This is a genomic window from Aeribacillus sp. SP014 (assembly GCF_054055575.1).
The window spans coordinates 2,960,361-2,976,793 of the sequence record NZ_JBSRXI010000001.1 but is presented as its reverse complement, the minus strand read 5'-3'; the positions used below and the strand labels follow the sequence as shown (position 1 = coordinate 2,976,793).

General features: G+C 39.6%; 16 protein-coding genes, 2 pseudogenes and 1 other annotated feature. Of the genes and pseudogenes, 16 read left to right on the top strand and 2 right to left on the bottom strand.

Translation table 11 applies throughout. The annotated features are described in order from the left end of the window. Positions 1-273: 273 nt before the first annotated feature. The 10 genes from ACVIJU_RS14575 (at position 274) to pheA (ending at position 7,940) form a co-directional block, all read left to right on the top strand. Positions 274-1,068 carry a M23 family metallopeptidase gene (locus tag ACVIJU_RS14575; RefSeq protein ID WP_117016767.1) on the top strand — a complete coding sequence of 265 codons (795 nt, stop codon included), beginning with the start codon at positions 274-276 and terminating at the stop codon, positions 1,066-1,068. After that, positions 1,061-1,927, top strand: coding sequence for a M50 family metallopeptidase (locus ACVIJU_RS14570; RefSeq protein WP_117016766.1), 867 nt, complete (start codon positions 1,061-1,063; stop codon positions 1,925-1,927). The genes ACVIJU_RS14575 and ACVIJU_RS14570 overlap by 8 nt, the downstream gene beginning before the upstream one ends. Before the next feature lie 59 nt (positions 1,928-1,986). Continuing rightward, a complete protein-coding gene (locus ACVIJU_RS14565; protein WP_117016765.1) occupies positions 1,987-3,453 on the top strand; it encodes an Rne/Rng family ribonuclease in 1,467 nt (488 codons plus the stop codon). A gap of 51 nt (positions 3,454-3,504) precedes the next feature. Then, positions 3,505-3,580 (top strand) — a sequence feature (ribosomal protein L21 leader region). Between the two features lie 13 nt (positions 3,581-3,593). Continuing rightward, positions 3,594-3,902, top strand: coding sequence for a 50S ribosomal protein L21 (gene rplU, locus ACVIJU_RS14560; protein ID WP_063387953.1), 309 nt, complete (start codon positions 3,594-3,596; stop codon positions 3,900-3,902). Between the two features lie 15 nt (positions 3,903-3,917). Next, complete coding sequence (locus tag ACVIJU_RS14555; RefSeq protein ID WP_063387954.1) at positions 3,918-4,256, top strand: ribosomal-processing cysteine protease Prp; 339 nt, start codon at positions 3,918-3,920, stop codon at positions 4,254-4,256. Between the two features lie 12 nt (positions 4,257-4,268). Then, positions 4,269-4,559 (top strand): 50S ribosomal protein L27, encoded by a 291-nt coding sequence (gene rpmA / locus ACVIJU_RS14550; protein WP_063387955.1) that lies wholly within the window; start codon positions 4,269-4,271, stop codon positions 4,557-4,559. A 120-nt stretch (positions 4,560-4,679) separates the two neighbouring features. Next, positions 4,680-5,228, top strand: a complete 549-nt coding sequence (locus ACVIJU_RS14545; RefSeq protein ID WP_066249564.1) for a Spo0B C-terminal domain-containing protein — start codon at positions 4,680-4,682, stop codon at positions 5,226-5,228. A 28-nt stretch (positions 5,229-5,256) separates the two neighbouring features. After that, positions 5,257-6,552, top strand: a complete 1,296-nt coding sequence (gene obgE, locus ACVIJU_RS14540; protein ID WP_063387957.1) for a GTPase ObgE — start codon at positions 5,257-5,259, stop codon at positions 6,550-6,552. Positions 6,553-6,619: 67 nt separating this feature from the next. Beyond that, a complete protein-coding gene (locus tag ACVIJU_RS14535) occupies positions 6,620-7,063 on the top strand; it encodes an ACT domain-containing protein (RefSeq protein WP_063387958.1) in 444 nt (147 codons plus the stop codon). 22 nt (positions 7,064-7,085) lie between these two features. Continuing rightward, a complete protein-coding gene (gene pheA, locus ACVIJU_RS14530; protein ID WP_063387959.1) occupies positions 7,086-7,940 on the top strand; it encodes a prephenate dehydratase in 855 nt (284 codons plus the stop codon). 41 nt (positions 7,941-7,981) lie between these two features. Here pheA and ACVIJU_RS14525 read toward each other — a convergent pair whose 3' ends face one another. Both ACVIJU_RS14525 and ACVIJU_RS14520 read right to left on the bottom strand, forming a co-directional pair. Further along, positions 7,982-8,521 carry a transcription repressor NadR gene (locus tag ACVIJU_RS14525; protein WP_162876994.1) on the bottom strand — a complete coding sequence of 180 codons (540 nt, stop codon included), beginning with the start codon at positions 8,519-8,521 and terminating at the stop codon, positions 7,982-7,984. Positions 8,522-8,543: 22 nt separating this feature from the next. Then, positions 8,544-9,632 (bottom strand): IscS subfamily cysteine desulfurase, encoded by a 1,089-nt coding sequence (locus ACVIJU_RS14520; protein WP_240326727.1) that lies wholly within the window; start codon positions 9,630-9,632, stop codon positions 8,544-8,546. A 154-nt stretch (positions 9,633-9,786) separates the two neighbouring features. On the opposite strand from ACVIJU_RS14520, the gene nadB reads away from it, so the two are divergent. From nadB to ACVIJU_RS14490, 6 genes and pseudogenes are all read left to right on the top strand, one after another. Further along, entirely contained in the window at positions 9,787-11,313 is a 1,527-nt protein-coding gene (gene nadB, locus ACVIJU_RS14515; RefSeq protein ID WP_456687710.1) for an L-aspartate oxidase, read from the top strand. Positions 11,314-11,316: 3 nt separating this feature from the next. Further along, positions 11,317-12,162: a carboxylating nicotinate-nucleotide diphosphorylase gene (gene nadC / locus ACVIJU_RS14510; protein WP_117016761.1), complete on the top strand. Its 846-nt coding sequence runs from the start codon at positions 11,317-11,319 to the stop codon at positions 12,160-12,162. After that, positions 12,159-13,272 (top strand): annotated as a pseudogene (gene nadA / locus ACVIJU_RS14505) (quinolinate synthase NadA). The gene nadC and the pseudogene nadA overlap by 4 nt, the downstream one beginning before the upstream one ends. Positions 13,273-13,570: 298 nt before the next feature. Further along, positions 13,571-13,718, top strand: a pseudogene (gene safA, locus ACVIJU_RS14500) (SafA/ExsA family spore coat assembly protein); the annotation flags it as partial. A 1,161-nt stretch (positions 13,719-14,879) separates the two neighbouring features. Further along, entirely contained in the window at positions 14,880-15,620 is a 741-nt protein-coding gene (nadE, locus tag ACVIJU_RS14495; RefSeq protein WP_094246278.1) for an NAD(+) synthase, read from the top strand. Between the two features lie 95 nt (positions 15,621-15,715). Beyond that, positions 15,716-16,384, top strand: coding sequence for a YhcN/YlaJ family sporulation lipoprotein (locus tag ACVIJU_RS14490; protein ID WP_066249549.1), 669 nt, complete (start codon positions 15,716-15,718; stop codon positions 16,382-16,384). The last annotated feature ends 49 nt before the right edge of the window (positions 16,385-16,433 follow it).

Below are 16,433 nucleotides of genomic sequence, written 5' to 3'. Positions count from 1 at the left end.
AAAAAGAAGACGACAAAAGCATTTTGTGGTCTTCTTTTTGATTTCAAAATTTTGCTTTTCAGTGGATAGCGCCATATTTTATTTTTCCTTTGAATCAGAAAAGAGTGAAGAACCTGCTTACTAGGAGAATTTTGGCTTGTAGGTAAAAGTTCTTTATCAAGGTCAAAGATAAACATTTTCCTAGATATCGCTTTAAGAAATGCAAAATGGCTTTATTGTCATAAACGGTAAGGACAGGGCATAAACTTGTACAAAATTGCAAAAGGATGATGGATGATGAATCGTCGAGCAAAAGAAATAAAAAAACGAATAGCAAAGCGTAAACGAAAAAGAATGAACAGCATGCTTTCGAGCAGTTCAAGCAGCAGTGATGATATATCTGTTCCATTTATCAATCAAATCACACAAGAAAACGTGCAAGTTGACGCGGACTCCCCTCTTTATGTAGAGGCAGAAGGAAGTAAAAATTTTCATCCATTGTTCCGTTCGGACGTTTTTATAACAAAATTGCTAATCTCTGCCTGCATCGTCCTGATGATCGGTATTATTTTTAAAAATGACCGGGCAGAATTTCTGAAAGCTAGAGATTTCGTCAGCCATATGATGGAAAAGGAGTTTAACTTTGCATATGTTTCCAAATGGTACGAAGAACAATTTGGGAATCCATTAGCGTTTTTGAAAAAACAATCGAAAGAAGAAAGTGGATCTAAAGAAAGTCAATATGCGGTTCCGGCATCAGGAAAGGTGCTTCAGAGCTTTAAAGATACCGGGCAAGGCGTGATGATCGAAACAAATAATAAAACGGTAGAGGCCATGAATGAAGGAATTGTTATTGAAGCTGGAAAGAAGGAGGATACTGGTCTGACTGTGGTGATTCAACATGCTGATGGAATAGAAACCTGGTATGGGAACCTGGAAGAGCTAAATGTAGCGCTGTATGACTTTGTCGAAACGGGAAAACCTGTAGGCAAAGTAAAGCAAAGCCAAAACCAGCACGGAACATACTATTTTGCCATAAAAAAGGGCGACACATTTATTGACCCGAGTCAGGTGATCTCATTTGAATAAATATTTTTCCTTATTGTCGAAAATACATATTCATCCTATCTTTTGGGTGTTGATTGCAATCGGAGCAATGACAGCGCAATTTAAAGCTCTTTGCATCCTTTTCTCAATAGTTTTTATTCATGAAATGGGGCATGCTGTTTGCGCCAGTTTTTTTTCATGGAGGATCAAGTCCATTCAGCTTCTTCCTTTTGGCGGTGTAGTGGAAATGGAGGAGCATGGAAATCGTCCCTTGAAAGAAGATCTGTTTGTTGTTATATCTGGACCGATTCAGCATTTATGGATGCAAATAGCTGCATGGATTTTTTGGGAAGCGAATTTCATAAACGACTCTACATATGAAATGTTTATTTTTTTTAATATGTCTATTTTCCTTTTTAATCTTGTTCCCATTTGGCCCCTTGATGGAGGAAAGCTTCTTTTTATTTTGCTGAGCAAACAAAAACCTTTTTCAGTTGCTCATAAGGAAATGCTTCGCATATCTGCAGTTGTTTTTTCATGTTTGTTCCTTTTTTTGCTTTTTTTTAACCCTACTCTTTTAAGCGGGTGGATTATCGCAGCCTTTATCGTCCACTCCATTTATACGGAATATAAACAAAGACAATTTGTATATATTCGCTTCTTGATGGAAAGGTATTATGGAAATCATCAAGCGTTCACGGTGTTAAAGCCGATCATTGTTGATCGCGATGATTTGATTTACCACGTGCTGCTGAAATTTCAGCGGGGTTGCAAGCACCCTATTATAGTGGAGGACGATGGAAAAAAACTTTTTCAGCTTGATGAAAATGAGCTGCTGCACAGTTTTTTTTCGGAAAAAAAGACGGACAGAAAAATGGGCGATTTACAGTACGTTTATTGACGCCTGCAGGAAAACATGATATTGAAATAGGAAACAATACATGAAAAGAGGTTGTTGGGTTGCGGCAATTAATTATAAATAAAAAAACGGATGATGAACGCATTGCATTATTGGAAAACGGACGACTGGCGGAAGTATGGATAAAAGAAAAAAACACGATTGTCGGCAACATTTATAAAGGAAAAGTAACAAAAGTCCTTCCTGGTATGGAGGCTGTTTTTGTTGATTTAGGTCAGGGAAGAAACGGCTATCTTCACCGGAATGACATTATGTCATATTTTGAGACGTCCCGAACGAATGAGGCATTAAAAAATAAAAATGTCCGGCATTTTATTTCTCAAGGTGAAGAGGTAATCGTTCAAGTTGTAAAAGAATCAGGAGAATTTAAAGGCCCTAAAGTCACAATGAATATTGAATTGCGATCCCCTTTTTTTGTATATCAGCCCTTTGGCCGCACGGTAGCAATTTCCAAAAAAATTATTTCCCAGGAAGAAAGAAAAAGATTGCAGCTTCTCGGGGAAACGTTATGCTCAAACAAAGGGGGCATCGTTTTCCGAACTGCTGCGGAAAGAGCGGATGACCAAACAATAAAAAAATGGTTCGATGACATGCTGAGCAGTTTTGAACAACAGCTGAAAAGCAAAAAAGTGCCAAGCTTATTATTCGGTTCAGAAAGTTTTGTAGAGCAAATTATCGCTGAAATTTCACCGCATGTATTGGATGAAATTGTCATTGATGACATAAGCACTGTAAAAGAATTGAAAAAAAATTACGGAGATTTGTTCCCATTTTCCATTGATTTTTATTCCGAAAACGAAAATATTTTTTCTTATTATGCAATCGAACATGAAATCGAAAAGGCGCTGAAAAAAATTGTTTGGTTAAAAAACGGCGCGTTTATCGTAATTGAAGAAACGGAAGCAATGATTGTCATTGATGTTAATACAGGGAAATTTTCGGGGAAAAATACGTACCGAGATACGGTTTTAAAAACCAATGAGGAGGCGGCAAAAGAAATTGCCCGGCAGTTAAGATTAAGAAATTTGAGCGGCATCATTTTGATCGATTTTATTGATATGGAGAAAAAAGATAGAAGCCGGATTTTGAGATTGTTTCAAAAAGAATTGGAAAAGGACCGCATTTTCACAAAAGTCATCGGTTTTACCGAATTAAATATATTGCAATTAACAAGGAAAAAAACTCGAAAATCTCTTTCCGAGCTTTTGCTCGAACCATGTCCAGCATGCGGCGGAACAGGAAGAAAAAGGACGGTTGAAAGCATTGCTTTTGAACTTGAAAGAACCCTTCTTGAACATGCTGGATCAGATGACGAAGCCGTCCTTGTAGAAGCGGCCCCAGAAGTTTGCGATTTTTTTACATGTGAATATGAGAAACATTTAAAAAAGCTTGAAGAACTAATAGGCATGAAGATTTTCTTCAGTCCTTCCGATCATGTAAAAGGATTCGAAATTCGCCAATGGGGAACAGAAGAGGAAGTGGCTTTACGGATCTCCAAAATGTATTGACATATACATTCATATTTTGTTAAGATCAATTTGTTATTGTTTTTTGTAGCACCCGTGCTACAACCGCTCAGTTTGGGTTTGAAGCTCGGTTATCCGACACCCTAATCTGGCGAGTCTTAGTTAAATAGGAGGTGCAGAATATGTACGCAATCATTGAAACTGGCGGGAAACAAGTGAAAGTTGAAGAGGGTCAAGCCATTTATGTGGAAAAATTAGACGCTCAAGAAGGTGAAACAGTTACTTTTGACAAGGTGCTTTTCGTTGGAGGAGACAACGTAAAGGTAGGTAACCCGCTGGTAGAAGGAGCTACGGTTACGGCAAAAGTTGAAAAGCATGGCCGAGGTAAGAAAATTATCGTTTTTAAATATAAACCGAAAAAAAATTACCGTAGAAAACAAGGTCATCGCCAACCGTACACAAAAGTTGTCATTGAAAAAATTAATGCATAATAAAGGCTGTTTCATATGATACATGTGACCATCCATCGTTCGAAAGAAGGATTCATCCGGTCGTTTACAATGAAAGGGCATGCGGACTTCGCAGAGCACGGGAAGGACATCGTATGTGCAGGCGCTTCAGCTGTTTCTTTTGGAGCAGTAAATGCGATCAAAGCTTTAGCCAATGTCGATATGAATGTTGAACAATCGGAAGAAGGCGGATTTTTGCACGTACAGGTTCCTGATCAAGTTGACACGGATTCATTTGAAAAAATCCAATTATTGCTTGAAGGAATGCTTGTTTCATTACAAACGATCGAGCGAGGGTATGGAAAGTTTATTCGAATCGTTACAAAAAAAGATTAGGAGGTGGCACTCATGCTAAAATTGGATCTTCAATTTTTCGCATCGAAAAAAGGAGTTGGGTCCACGAAAAACGGACGTGATTCCATCGCAAAACGATTAGGTGCAAAACGTGCGGACGGTCAATTTGTTACAGGCGGCTCCATTCTTTATCGTCAAAGAGGTACAAAAGTTTATCCTGGTTTGAATGTTGGCCGCGGCGGGGATGATACGCTTTATGCGAAAGTAGACGGCATCGTCCGTTTTGAACGATATGGACGCGACAAGAAAAAAGTCAGCGTGTATCCGATAGCAAAAGAAGCATAAGCAAACACTTGAAAAACTCTAGCCTTTTTGGTTAGAGTTTTCTTTTTCGGTGTTTTTTTAATGGAAAGTTGATATAATTTTTGTACATGTTTAAAAAGATAGCTTGATGGGAGTGGAACCATGGCTGATCAAAGAGAGAGATGGAGTATTGTTGACGCATTAAGCCACTCCAGACATGATTGGATGAATAAATTGCAATTAATTAAAGGCCATTTATCATTAAAAAAATACGATCGGGTGAAGGAAATTATTGATGAAATTGTCGTGGAAGCAAAGCAAGAATCAAAACTTTGCAATTTAAACATGCCCAGTTTTGCAGAGCTGCTTTTAACATATAACTGGAAAGGACACCTTCTCATTTTGGATTATGAAGTGTTAGGGGAAGCGATGGATTGTTCTGGTCTAGATGAGGAAATGTTCCATTTTACAACAGATCTTTTTCAAATCCTTAATCAAAATATTGATAAAAAACAAGAAAATCATATAACCGTAACATTAGAACTCTTTAAAACAGAAAACAATGTCCGGTTCTTTTATGATTTTAATGGTATACTAACGGATGATAAGACTCTTTTAACATTTTTAGAGCAGTACCAATCAGATGCAATCACCATTCAACAAATACATTTTGATACATATGAATTTACATTGATGGTCAGTAAGTCGTGATGAAACAATGAAAGGAGGCTGAAGTTCAATGTTTGTCGATCAAGTGAAGGTATATGTGAAGGGCGGAGATGGCGGGAACGGCATGGTTGCTTTCCGCCGTGAAAAATATGTTCCGAAAGGAGGCCCTGCAGGGGGAGACGGCGGAAAGGGCGGAGATGTGATTTTTGAAGTGGATGAAGGTCTCCGGACGTTAATGGATTTTCGCTATAAAAAACATTTTAAAGCTCCAAAAGGCGAAAACGGGATGTCTAAAAATCAGCACGGGAAAAATGCCGAACCCCTTGTTGTGAAAGTTCCTCCCGGTACTGTTGTAATAGATGATGATACAAAAGAAGTGATCGCAGATTTAACCGAGCACGGGCAAAGAAGCGTGATTGCCAAAGGAGGACGGGGCGGCAGAGGAAACACCCGATTTGCCTCGCCAACGAATCCGGCGCCTGAAATATGCGAAAAAGGGGAGCCGGGCGAAGAACGATATGTAACATTGGAATTAAAGCTTTTGGCTGATGTCGGGCTTGTCGGATTTCCGAGCGTTGGGAAGTCCACTCTTTTATCAGTTGTATCAAGTGCTAAACCAAAAATCGCTGCCTACCATTTTACAACGATTGTGCCGAATTTAGGTGTTGTTGAGACCGAAGACGGACGCAGTTTTGTGATGGCAGATTTACCGGGTCTTATTGAAGGCGCTCATCAAGGAGTAGGTCTTGGACATCAATTTTTGCGTCATATTGAAAGAACAAGAGTCATCGTTCATGTCATTGATATGTCCGCAATGGAAGGCCGTGATCCGTATGAGGATTACCTGACGATCAATGAAGAATTAAAACAATATAATTTAAGGCTGACGGAGCGGCCGCAAATTGTTGTCGCCAACAAAATGGATATGCCAAATGCTGCTGAAAATCTTTCACAATTTAAAAGAAAGCTGCAAGACAAAAATGTCAGCATTTTTCCAATATCAGCCGTTACACGCCAAGGAATTCGCGAGCTGTTATTTGCTATTGCCGATTTACTGGAAAAAACACCGGAATTCCCTCTTTACTTTGACGAAACGGAAACATCTGCTCCGAATCGCGTCGTGTATACATTAAAGGATGAAAAGCCGAGCTTTACCATCAGCCGTGACAGCGATGGAGCGTTTATTTTATCAGGTGAAAAAGTTGAAAAGCTGTTTAAAATGACCGATTTTTCAAGAGACGAATCCGTTCGCCGTTTTGCAAGACAGCTTCGCAAAATGGGGGTAGACGACGCATTAAGAGAGCGCGGTGCAAAAGACGGGGATACAGTCAGGCTGCTGGAATTTGAATTTGAATTCATTGAATAAAACATTTTGCACATAAAATCTGTGTCCTTCATGCTTCATCGCATATGGGTGGGAAAGGAGACGGTAGATGAAAGACGAAATTTTTTATTTGGTAAGGGAAGATGTGCTGCCGGAAGCAATGAAAAAAACGCTCGAAGTGAAAAAGCTTCTTGAACGAGGCAAAGTCTCGTCCGTTCAAGAAGCTGTGCAGCTCGTTGACTTGAGCCGAAGTGCGTTTTATAAATACAGAGACGCGGTTTTTCCTTTTCATACTGTTGTCAAAGAAAAAATCATTACGTTGTTTTTCCATTTAGAAGATCGTTCCGGAACGCTGTCGCATTTGCTTAAAGTTGTGGCTGAAGCAGGCTGCAATGTGCTGACAATTCACCAAACCATTCCGATTCAAGGAAGAGCCAATGTGACTTTATCATTAAATACGAACGGAATGAAAGAGGATATGAACGTTTTATTATTAAAATTGCGGAAGCTAGAATTTGTAGAAAAGGTCGAACTATTAAGTTCAGGTGCATAGAATTAGGAAGGAAGATATACAGATGAAAATCAGCTATTTGGGACCGAAAGCAACATTTACTCATTTGGCCGTCTCAAAATTTTTTGAAAACGATGTAAAACTAGTCCCTTACCGAACGATTCCACATGTCATGGATGCAGTCGTCAAGCAAGAAACAAACATTGCTGTTGTTCCGCTTGAAAACGCGCTTGAGGGGTCGGTCAATCTTACAATTGATTATTTAATTCATGAAAATACACTGCATATTGTCGGTGAAATTGTTGTTCCAATCAAGCAGCATTTAATGGTTCATCCTTGCAGGAAGGATGATTGGAAAAAAATCGAAAAAGTATTTTCTCATTCACATGCTATTGCACAATGCCATAAATTTTTACATGAGCATATGCCGGATGTTTCGATCGAATATGCCACATCGACAGGAGCCGCTGCAGAATATATTCATCAACATCCGGAAGAAAATATGGCTGTCATTGCCAATGAGTTGGCGGCAAAAGAGTATGATTTAGCTATTGTCAAATATAATATTCACGATTATGATTACAACCATACACGATTTGTTATTTTACATCCGGATCAAGATTTTCAAATAGAAAATAACCACCATAATAAAGTCGGTGAAAAGACGACATTAGTTGTAACGTTGCCGACAGACCATGTAGGCGCCCTGCATCAAGTATTGTCTGCATTTGCATGGAGAAAACTGAATTTATCAAAAATTGAATCTCGTCCAATGAAAACGGGATTAGGAGATTACTTGTTTATTATAGATATAGAATCAAAAATGGATGATGTTTTAATACCCGGGGCAATCCAAGAACTGGAGGCTTTAGGCTGCGGCGTCAAGATTCTCGGAAGCTTTCCGGCTTATAAACTATAAAAAAAGCCGAGCATCCATTGCAGGATGCCTGGCTTGATTAATCAATGATCGTCACGAATTAAAAATCCTGCTTGATCAAGAGCTGCACAAACATCATTTAAAGTTTTTTCATTGTCGGCAAGAATGGTGTGCAAATGAATGCCGTTCGTTAATTCCGACAAATAAGAGGCGTTTGTTGTTTCGATTTTTTTTATGAACTCATCTACTTCTTTTCGATTGCTTACCATAATCGATGCGGTCAAGTCCCCGTACACTGGATGTTCAACGATCACATCTTTTACAGTCGCTCCGTAATCAACAATAATGTTCAATTCCTCCTTTGTTTTTTCCGGAGCGTGCTTGCAGGCAATAAGACGTTTCGCTTTTTTTGTCTCATTCGTTCTTTCTTTTAAATACATATATCCCTGACTTGTGGCTAAAATCGGTTCTCCGAGTGCTTTTAAAAGAGAAATATCTTGAACGATGACTTGACGGCTGACATTCGTCCGTGAGGCCAATTCCCCTCCCGTGATCGGCCGATTTTCATTTTTCAACCATTCGAGAATCACTTCCCTCCGCTTGTCCCCTAATATTTTTTCCATAAACACCAACCTTTCAAAACTCTTATCGAACGATGGATAGAATCGCATTGATAAGCTCATCGACTTCCGAGATTGTATTTGTAATTCCAAAGGAAATACGAATAAATTGATGAGCGGAATCTTTGTCAAAGCCGATTGAAAGAAGGGTTTTAGAAGGATGACTATTTCCAGCTTGACAGGCGCTTCCAGTTGAGACCGCAAATCCTTTTCGGTTCAATTCGAGCATTACAAATTGACCTTCTAAACTGTTTGTGACAACACCAACAATATTTGGGAGAACCTCTTTTTTCGTTTCATTGACAATCGTTATCGTGGGCAGCTGTTTCTTTAATTGGCTGATCAAATGCTGCTTGAGCTTGATGAATTGGTTAAAATGCTTCTCTCTTTGATTATAAAACTCATTTGCGGCAGTGACAAAGGAAAAAATGCCTGGAACGTTGACAGTGCCTGGACGAAATCCGTCCTCATGTGTTGTTCCGGGAATCACTGGCGACCAGCTTGCTGCTGGATGAATATACACTGCTCCTACGCCCTTTGGACCGTAAATTTTATGTGAAGAAAATGTATAGGCATCAGCATTCATCTCATCGACGGGAATCAACAGTTTTCCAAACGTTTGCACACAATCAGTATGAAAGTATATTTTCCTCTTTTTTAAAAACAAGCCAATTTCCTTTATATTTTGAATTGTTCCGATTTCGGAATTGCCGTGCTGGATGGTGACAAGGGCCGTATCTTCACGGATTTCTTCTTCAAGATGCTCCATTAAAATATTTCCATTTTGATCATGCTTTAAAAATGTAATGTCATATCCTTTCGCACGCAATAAAGACAAATAATGGTCAATGGATGCATGTTCAAGTGAAGAAGCAATAATATGCTTTTTGTTTGGCGTGCTATTTAATAATGATTGGATGGCCAGTATGTTGCCTTCAGAACCGCCGCTAGTAAAATAAACACCGTTTGGATCTCCTCCTAATAACGCTGCAAATGCTTTCCTTGACGCTGTCAATAGTTCATACGCTTTGCCGCCGATATCATGCAGACTGCTTGAGTTTCCGTAAGCAAATTTTGCCGCTTCGGTGTATGAAGCAATCGCTTTTTCACTCATGGGGGTCGTTGCTGCAAAATCAAAGTATATCAATTGTTTTCGCCCCTCTCTATTCAAGCCTTAAAAATTTTGTGAAAAATTCCTCTTGTCAATATTGTATTTTTGTGTAAATATATGTGTCAAGACATGTGTAAATTTATAAGGGGGGTTGTTGATGACCCATTATGATGTCATCATCGTCGGAAGCGGTATTGCCGCATTAACGGTTGCAAGCGAATTATGTGAAAAAATGAACATATTAATGATTACAAAAACGATGAAAACTAGTTCTAATTCTCATTTGGCTCAAGGTGGAATTGCATGTGCCATACATGAAAATGATCATAGCTGCCTTCATTATGAAGATACATTATATGCTGGGCGCTACCACAATAAAAAGGAAGCAGTTGAGCTGCTCGTACAAGAAGGAAAGGAAATTATTTCATCCCTTATGGATGAGGGCTTTCCATTTGACAAGGACGAGCAAGGAAATGTGGATTTAGGAAATGAAGGGGCGCACTCCTTTCGCCGCATTCTCCATGCAGGAGGAGATGCGACGGGAAGGAAAATGGTAGAGCATTTTTTGAAAAAAATAACAAACCGGATAACAATCAATGAATATCAGTTTGTTTGTGATGTCGTTGTAAAGGACGGAAGGGCAGTTGGCATTATTACCAAAACAGCAGATGAAAATATACATGTCTATACAGCCTCCCATATTATTTTGGCAACCGGCGGCTGCGGTCAAGCTTATGAATGGACATCCAATCATCCGAACGCAACGGGAGACGGACTTGCCATTGCTTTTCGGGCTGGATGCAGGCTGATCGATATGGAGTTTACACAGTTTCATCCAACAATGCTTTATATAAACGGGACATGCAGAGGATTGATTTCTGAAGCGGTCAGGGGTGAAGGCGCTGTATTGATCGATGAAACGGGGCAAAGATTTATGAGCGAAATTCACCCATTAGGTGATTTGGCTCCTCGAGATGTTGTTGTCCGCGCAATTTATCGTAAATATCGGGATGGACATCAAGTGTATTTGGATATTTCAGAAATTCAATTTTTTTCCGAACGTTTTCCGACGATTGCTGAGATGTGTCGGCAAAATCGGGTAAATTTGAGCGAGAAGAAAATTCCTGTAGTGCCTGGCATGCATTTTTTAATGGGCGGAATTGAAACCGATTTAGTCGGCAGAACGAATATCGATCGGCTTTATGCTGTAGGCGAATTGGCGTGTACCGGTGTCCACGGGGCAAATCGTCTAGCATCAAATTCTCTTTTAGAAGGTCTTGTATTCGGAAAAAGGATTGCAAAATTTATACTGGATCAGCGGCTGTCTTCACAGGAGAGTTTTGGGGATTTCCATTGGAACGAACATGAAAAAACAGAGGTTCCAGAAAAAGGAGAAATACGCAAAATATTGACAAAATGGGTTGGAATCGAACGGACACATGGAGAACTGGCATGGGCTGTTTCATGGCTGAAGCGATATGTCAAATATTTTCCATTAAATGCTATAAATTATTCAATTGAAGAAATCGAACGGATTAACATGATCACAGCCGGATATTTAATAGCTAAAGGAGCTCTTTTACGAAAGGAAAGCCGCGGCGGCCATTTCAGGATCGATTATCCAGGGGAAAAACCTGAATGGCTGGAAAAACGAATTGTACAAACAAAGGATAGGGGCGGTTGAAACATGAATCAAATAAAACTCGAGCAGGCATTGAAGCAATTTTTTATGGAGGACATAGGAGACAATGATTTGTCCAGCGATGCGATTTTCTCAGAAAACGACCGAGGATCGGGCGTCATAAAAGCAAAACAAAGCGGAGTTTTTTGTGGAGAAAACGTGGTGAAAACCGCTTTTTCGATGTTAAACCCCAACCTTGAAGTTCACATGTTTGTAAAAGATGGACATGAGCTGACAGCGGGGGAAGAGATTGCCGTCATAAAAGGTTCTATTCGTTCCATCTTACAAGGAGAGCGCGTAGTGTTAAATCTGCTGCAGCGAATGAGCGGGATCGCAACTTTGACAAAACAAGCGGTGCTGACGTTAAATTCAACGCATACAAAAATTTGTGATACAAGAAAAACAACACCTGGGCTGAGAATGTTTGAAAAGTATGCTGTCCGCATAGGGGGAGGATATAATCACAGATTTGGTTTATATGACGGGGTGATGATTAAAGACAACCATATTGCCTTTTGCGGTTCGATTACAAAAGCAGTTGAAAGGGTAAGAAATCGGGTCGGTCACATGGTAAAAATTGAGGTGGAGGTTGAAACGGAAGAGCAATTGAAAGAAGCAATTTCAGTACATCCCGATATTATCATGTTTGACAATTGCCCGCCTGAACAAGTGAAAAAATTTGTTGATATGACTCCGCCTGATATTATTACAGAAGCTTCAGGCGGAATTACGTTAAAAAATTTAGCGGATTACAAAGATACAAATGTTGATTTTATATCGCTTGGGTTTATTACCCATTCAGCACCTTCAATAGACATTAGTTTATCTTTTTCGGGGAGGAATGAGCTATGAATCTTTTTGAATTGTTGGATGCTTCAAAAACAGAAATGATGCCTGAAGATTATAAACATCGATCTGTGGAAGAATTGGAAAACCGTGTGATAGAAATTAAAAAGAAAATTCGGAACAAGACTGATGATCCCAGGTCATCATTATCAAAAAGACGAAGTGATCCAATTTGCAGATGTAACAGGAGATTCGTTAAAGCTGGCACAAATAGCGCAAGAAACAAAAGATGCCGAATATATTGTCTTTTGTGGTGTTCATTTTATGGCAGAAACAGCAGACATGCTGACATCGCCTTATCAAAAGGTGATTCTTCCGGATATGAGAGCTGGCTGTTCGATGGCGGATATGGCAAATATCAAACAAACAGAAGCCGCTTGGAGCAAGCTGCAAGAGCTTTTTGACGACACGATTTTGCCATTAACATATGTCAATTCATCAGCAGAGATTAAAGCTTTTGTCGGTAAAAATGGCGGAGCAACGGTAACCTCCTCAAATGCTGAAACGATGCTGGCTTGGGCGCTGAAGCAAAAAAAGAGAATTTTGTTTTTACCTGATCAGCACTTAGGGAGAAATACTGCCTTTAAACTGGGTATTCCCCTTAATAAGATGGCTGTCTGGGATCCGATTGAACAAAAGCTGCATTATGATGGAACAAGGGAAGATGTCGCCATCATCTTATGGAAAGGCCATTGCTCAGTGCATGAGAAATTTACAGTAAAAAATATTGAACATATTCGCAGCAAATATCCCGATATGAAAATTATCGTTCATCCTGAATGTACATTTGAGGTTGTTCAGATGGCCGATTATTCGGGATCCACGAAATATATTATTGATACGATTCAAAACTCCCCGAAAGGAAGCAAGTGGGCAATCGGAACAGAAATGAATCTAGTGAATCGGTTAATACAAAATAATCCCGACAAAGAGATTCTTTCTTTAAATCCATATATGTGTCCGTGTTTAACAATGAATCGAATTGATCTGCCCCACTTAGTTTGGGCGCTGGAATCAATCGATAAAGGAAAAATAATTAATCAAATCATTGTGGATGAATCAATTAAAGAGTATGCAGTTCTTGCATTAAATCGCATGCTGGATCATAGCTCATAAAAAAGGAAAAATATTGCAATTGCCCATATGCATACGGGATAGCAAAAGTACGAAGAACAATTTGAATGCCTGGGGTCCCTCCCCGGGTATTTTTATTTTTGTATTTTTGCAGCATAAATCAGCAGCTGTGTACTGATATCGATATCAATTGGCTTTTAAAAAAGAGGATCGTTTTTCTTAGCCTTCATTTTTAAATCATAATCCCACTAAAATTTGCATAAGTTGTGATGAAGAAGATTTATGAATGTTTTGATTCGAAAGTTGTATAGGCAGTACGTTTTCACAGGAGGGGGAAACAGTGAAAATCCACATTGTTCAAAAAGGCGATACACTATGGAAAATTGCTCAAAAATATGGAGTCGATTTCCAAGAGTTAAAAAAGTTGAATTCCCAATTGAGCAATCCTGATCTTATTATGCCAGGAATGAAAATAAAAATTCCAACTGGCGATGTGCCAATTAAAAAGGAAGTGAAACATGAATTAAAGAAAGAAGTGCCAAAAGTAGCTTTTAAAAAGGAAGCAAAGGAACATCCTTTTGCAGAGGAAAAACCTGTTGCTCCTATTGAGACGGAGGAACCGGAAGCAAAGGAAAAGCCGTCTAAGCCATATGTGCCTCCCGTTCCAAAAGTTTATCAGCCTTACTATCCGAAAAAAACTGATGTAAGCAATTATTTTATGCTCAATATGCCGATGATGAATATCCATGAAGAAGCGGAAAAGGCTCCAACGCATCCCTATGCTTCAAAAGATTCCAAACCGCAGCTTCCGAAAAAGCCTGAAAATGTGTTTCATGAAGTTTTGGGTAAAGGAGAAGAAAATAAAGAGGAGGACAACAAAGATATGACGAATTCGCAATTTTCGAATGTCAATCCATATTATGGAGCCCAATGGCAGCCTTATTACGCGCCTGTCTGGCCAAATATTCCGAACCCTGCCCCGAATCAATTTGTAAGCCCACAACAATATGACGAAGATTTTGATGATGATGATGAATATGATGAAGCGTATGGTTACGAAAACGTTGCACCTAATATTCCGCCCAATATTCCGCCTAATGTTGCACCTAACATTCTGCCAAACGTTTCACCAATACAATACAGTCCGCAACCCGTAGTTCCATATGTACCATATCCTGTTCTTTGTCCACCGTTTCCATTCTTAGGATGCCATCCGGTATCTCCTGTATATCCAGGATCAGGATTGGCGCCGACACCTTATGCTGCACCTTATGGAATACCGCACGGTCAATGGGTAAGCCCGGAGGCGGCGGAAAATCAAGAATTTGCAGAGAATATACCTCATACTGGAGCTTTTCCGAGTCATCAGGATGACTGCGGCTGCGGAGGTCCTGTACCTTATGGATATCGAGCGGCTCCATTTGTACCATATGGAATACCGCATTACCCTTATGCTGTGCCTTACTATGATTATAACCAGTTCGTTGCACCGCAAGATGAAGAAGATGAAGATTAATTTTATTGGAGACGATGATAAAAATCGTCTCTTTTTTCTTTGAAAATTTCATGACATGATTTATTTTTCGTAAAACACAATATGATACAATGGATAATAAAAAGAAATGATGCTAAGGAAGGTGCATGACATAATGCAGGAAAAAATTGCAAAACTAATCGAATGGCTTCAAAATCAAGTAAAAAACGCAGGATTAAACGGTGCAATTGTTGGAATAAGCGGGGGAATTGATTCCGCCGTAGTTGCTCATCTCATTAAGCGAGCGTTTCCTGAGCATTCGCTTGGCCTAATCATGCCATGTAAAAGCAATCCGAAAGATCAAGAAGATGCTTTAAAAGTAGTGAAAAGCTGCAACATTGATTATATGGTGATCGACTTGACCGAAACTCATGAAACGCTTTTTCACGCCATTCAAAAAAATATTCAAGCTAAAAACGATTGGAATGAAGAAGCAGCAAGATTAGGCGACGCGAATACGCGCGCGCGGCTCAGAATGACAACATTATACGCTGTGGCAAACAATTATCGTTACATGGTTGTTGGCACAGATAATGCAGCTGAATGGTATACGGGCTATTTTACGAAATACGGAGACGGCGGTGTAGACCTTGTTCCTCTTGTACATTTTACAAAAGGCGAAGTAAGGGAAATGGCAAAAATTTTAGGAGTTCCGGATGAAATTATTAATAAAGCTCCAAGCGCCGGTTTGTGGGAAGGACAAACGGATGAAAACGAAATGGGAACAACATATGATATGATTGACAAATTTTTAAAGGGAGAGGAAATTCCTGAGAAAGATAAAGAAATCATTGAAGCGCTGCATAGACGTTCTGAGCATAAACGAAATTTAGCGGCAGCACCGCCAAAATTTTAATTAATTGCCGGGAACTAACAGCAATAAACCTCCCCTGATAGAACAAGCTATTGATGAGCTATTATGCTCAAATTGTTTTTCAGGGGGTTTTTTCATTGAGAAAATCAGTTTCCGCAGCTATAGCCCTTTCTTTTATGACAATTGGTCTTGCGGCGTGCAACAACAATAATGGTGCATTGGATGACCGTGATCGAAATGGTGCAGCACCAATTGGCTACTATTCAGCTGATCGGGATCGTAATTTTGATTACGTTGATAATGATGGACCGATCACTGAAATGTTTGACGGCGGAATGGATGACAATGACATGCTCCGCGATGCAAATGACCGCAATAGAGACCGCTCGCTGACAGTGAACGATAGAAGAAACAACGGCTTCCAAAGAAGCGATGTCAATTATCATAATCATTTACGGGATGTGGGCTCGAATAATGCTCAATTAGCCGAACGAATTTCTGATCAGGTAAGCCGGCTGAAAAACGTGCAGGATGTTGATACGCTCGTAACAAATGACAGGGTTGTAGTAGCGATCAATACAACTGATCGAAACGAACAGAACGTAAAAAATCGAGCCAAACGAGTTGTATCAAGACTGGCTGGAAATAAAAGCATCCATATTGTAACAGACGAGGAAACTTTTACTCGTGTGCGAAACATTAATAATAACTTGAATAACGGTACGGATGTAGGGGAAGATATCCAACGTCTATTCAATGATATTGGAGAAGCAGTAACAGAGCCTTTTGACGGAAATAACCGCTAACGAGACAGGGAGAACTCCTCCCTGTTTCTTTTGTGAAGAACAATTTTTC

Coding starts and splice junctions, on each gene's coding strand:
- ACVIJU_RS14525 (WP_162876994.1), bottom strand. CDS start 8,521: ATGGAAAAAATATTAGGGGACAAGCGGAGGGAAGTGATTCTCGAATGG.
- ACVIJU_RS14545 (WP_066249564.1), top strand. CDS start 4,680: ATGGCTGATCAAAGAGAGAGATGGAGTATTGTTGACGCATTAAGCCAC.
- pheA (WP_063387959.1), top strand. CDS start 7,086: ATGAAAATCAGCTATTTGGGACCGAAAGCAACATTTACTCATTTGGCC.
- nadB (WP_456687710.1), top strand. CDS start 9,787: ATGACCCATTATGATGTCATCATCGTCGGAAGCGGTATTGCCGCATTA.
- nadE (WP_094246278.1), top strand. CDS start 14,880: ATGCAGGAAAAAATTGCAAAACTAATCGAATGGCTTCAAAATCAAGTA.
- obgE (WP_063387957.1), top strand. CDS start 5,257: ATGTTTGTCGATCAAGTGAAGGTATATGTGAAGGGCGGAGATGGCGGG.
- ACVIJU_RS14535 (WP_063387958.1), top strand. CDS start 6,620: ATGAAAGACGAAATTTTTTATTTGGTAAGGGAAGATGTGCTGCCGGAA.
- ACVIJU_RS14555 (WP_063387954.1), top strand. CDS start 3,918: ATGATACATGTGACCATCCATCGTTCGAAAGAAGGATTCATCCGGTCG.
- ACVIJU_RS14520 (WP_240326727.1), bottom strand. CDS start 9,632: ATGAGTGAAAAAGCGATTGCTTCATACACCGAAGCGGCAAAATTTGCT.
- ACVIJU_RS14575 (WP_117016767.1), top strand. CDS start 274: ATGATGAATCGTCGAGCAAAAGAAATAAAAAAACGAATAGCAAAGCGT.
- nadC (WP_117016761.1), top strand. CDS start 11,317: ATGAATCAAATAAAACTCGAGCAGGCATTGAAGCAATTTTTTATGGAG.
- rplU (WP_063387953.1), top strand. CDS start 3,594: ATGTACGCAATCATTGAAACTGGCGGGAAACAAGTGAAAGTTGAAGAG.
- rpmA (WP_063387955.1), top strand. CDS start 4,269: ATGCTAAAATTGGATCTTCAATTTTTCGCATCGAAAAAAGGAGTTGGG.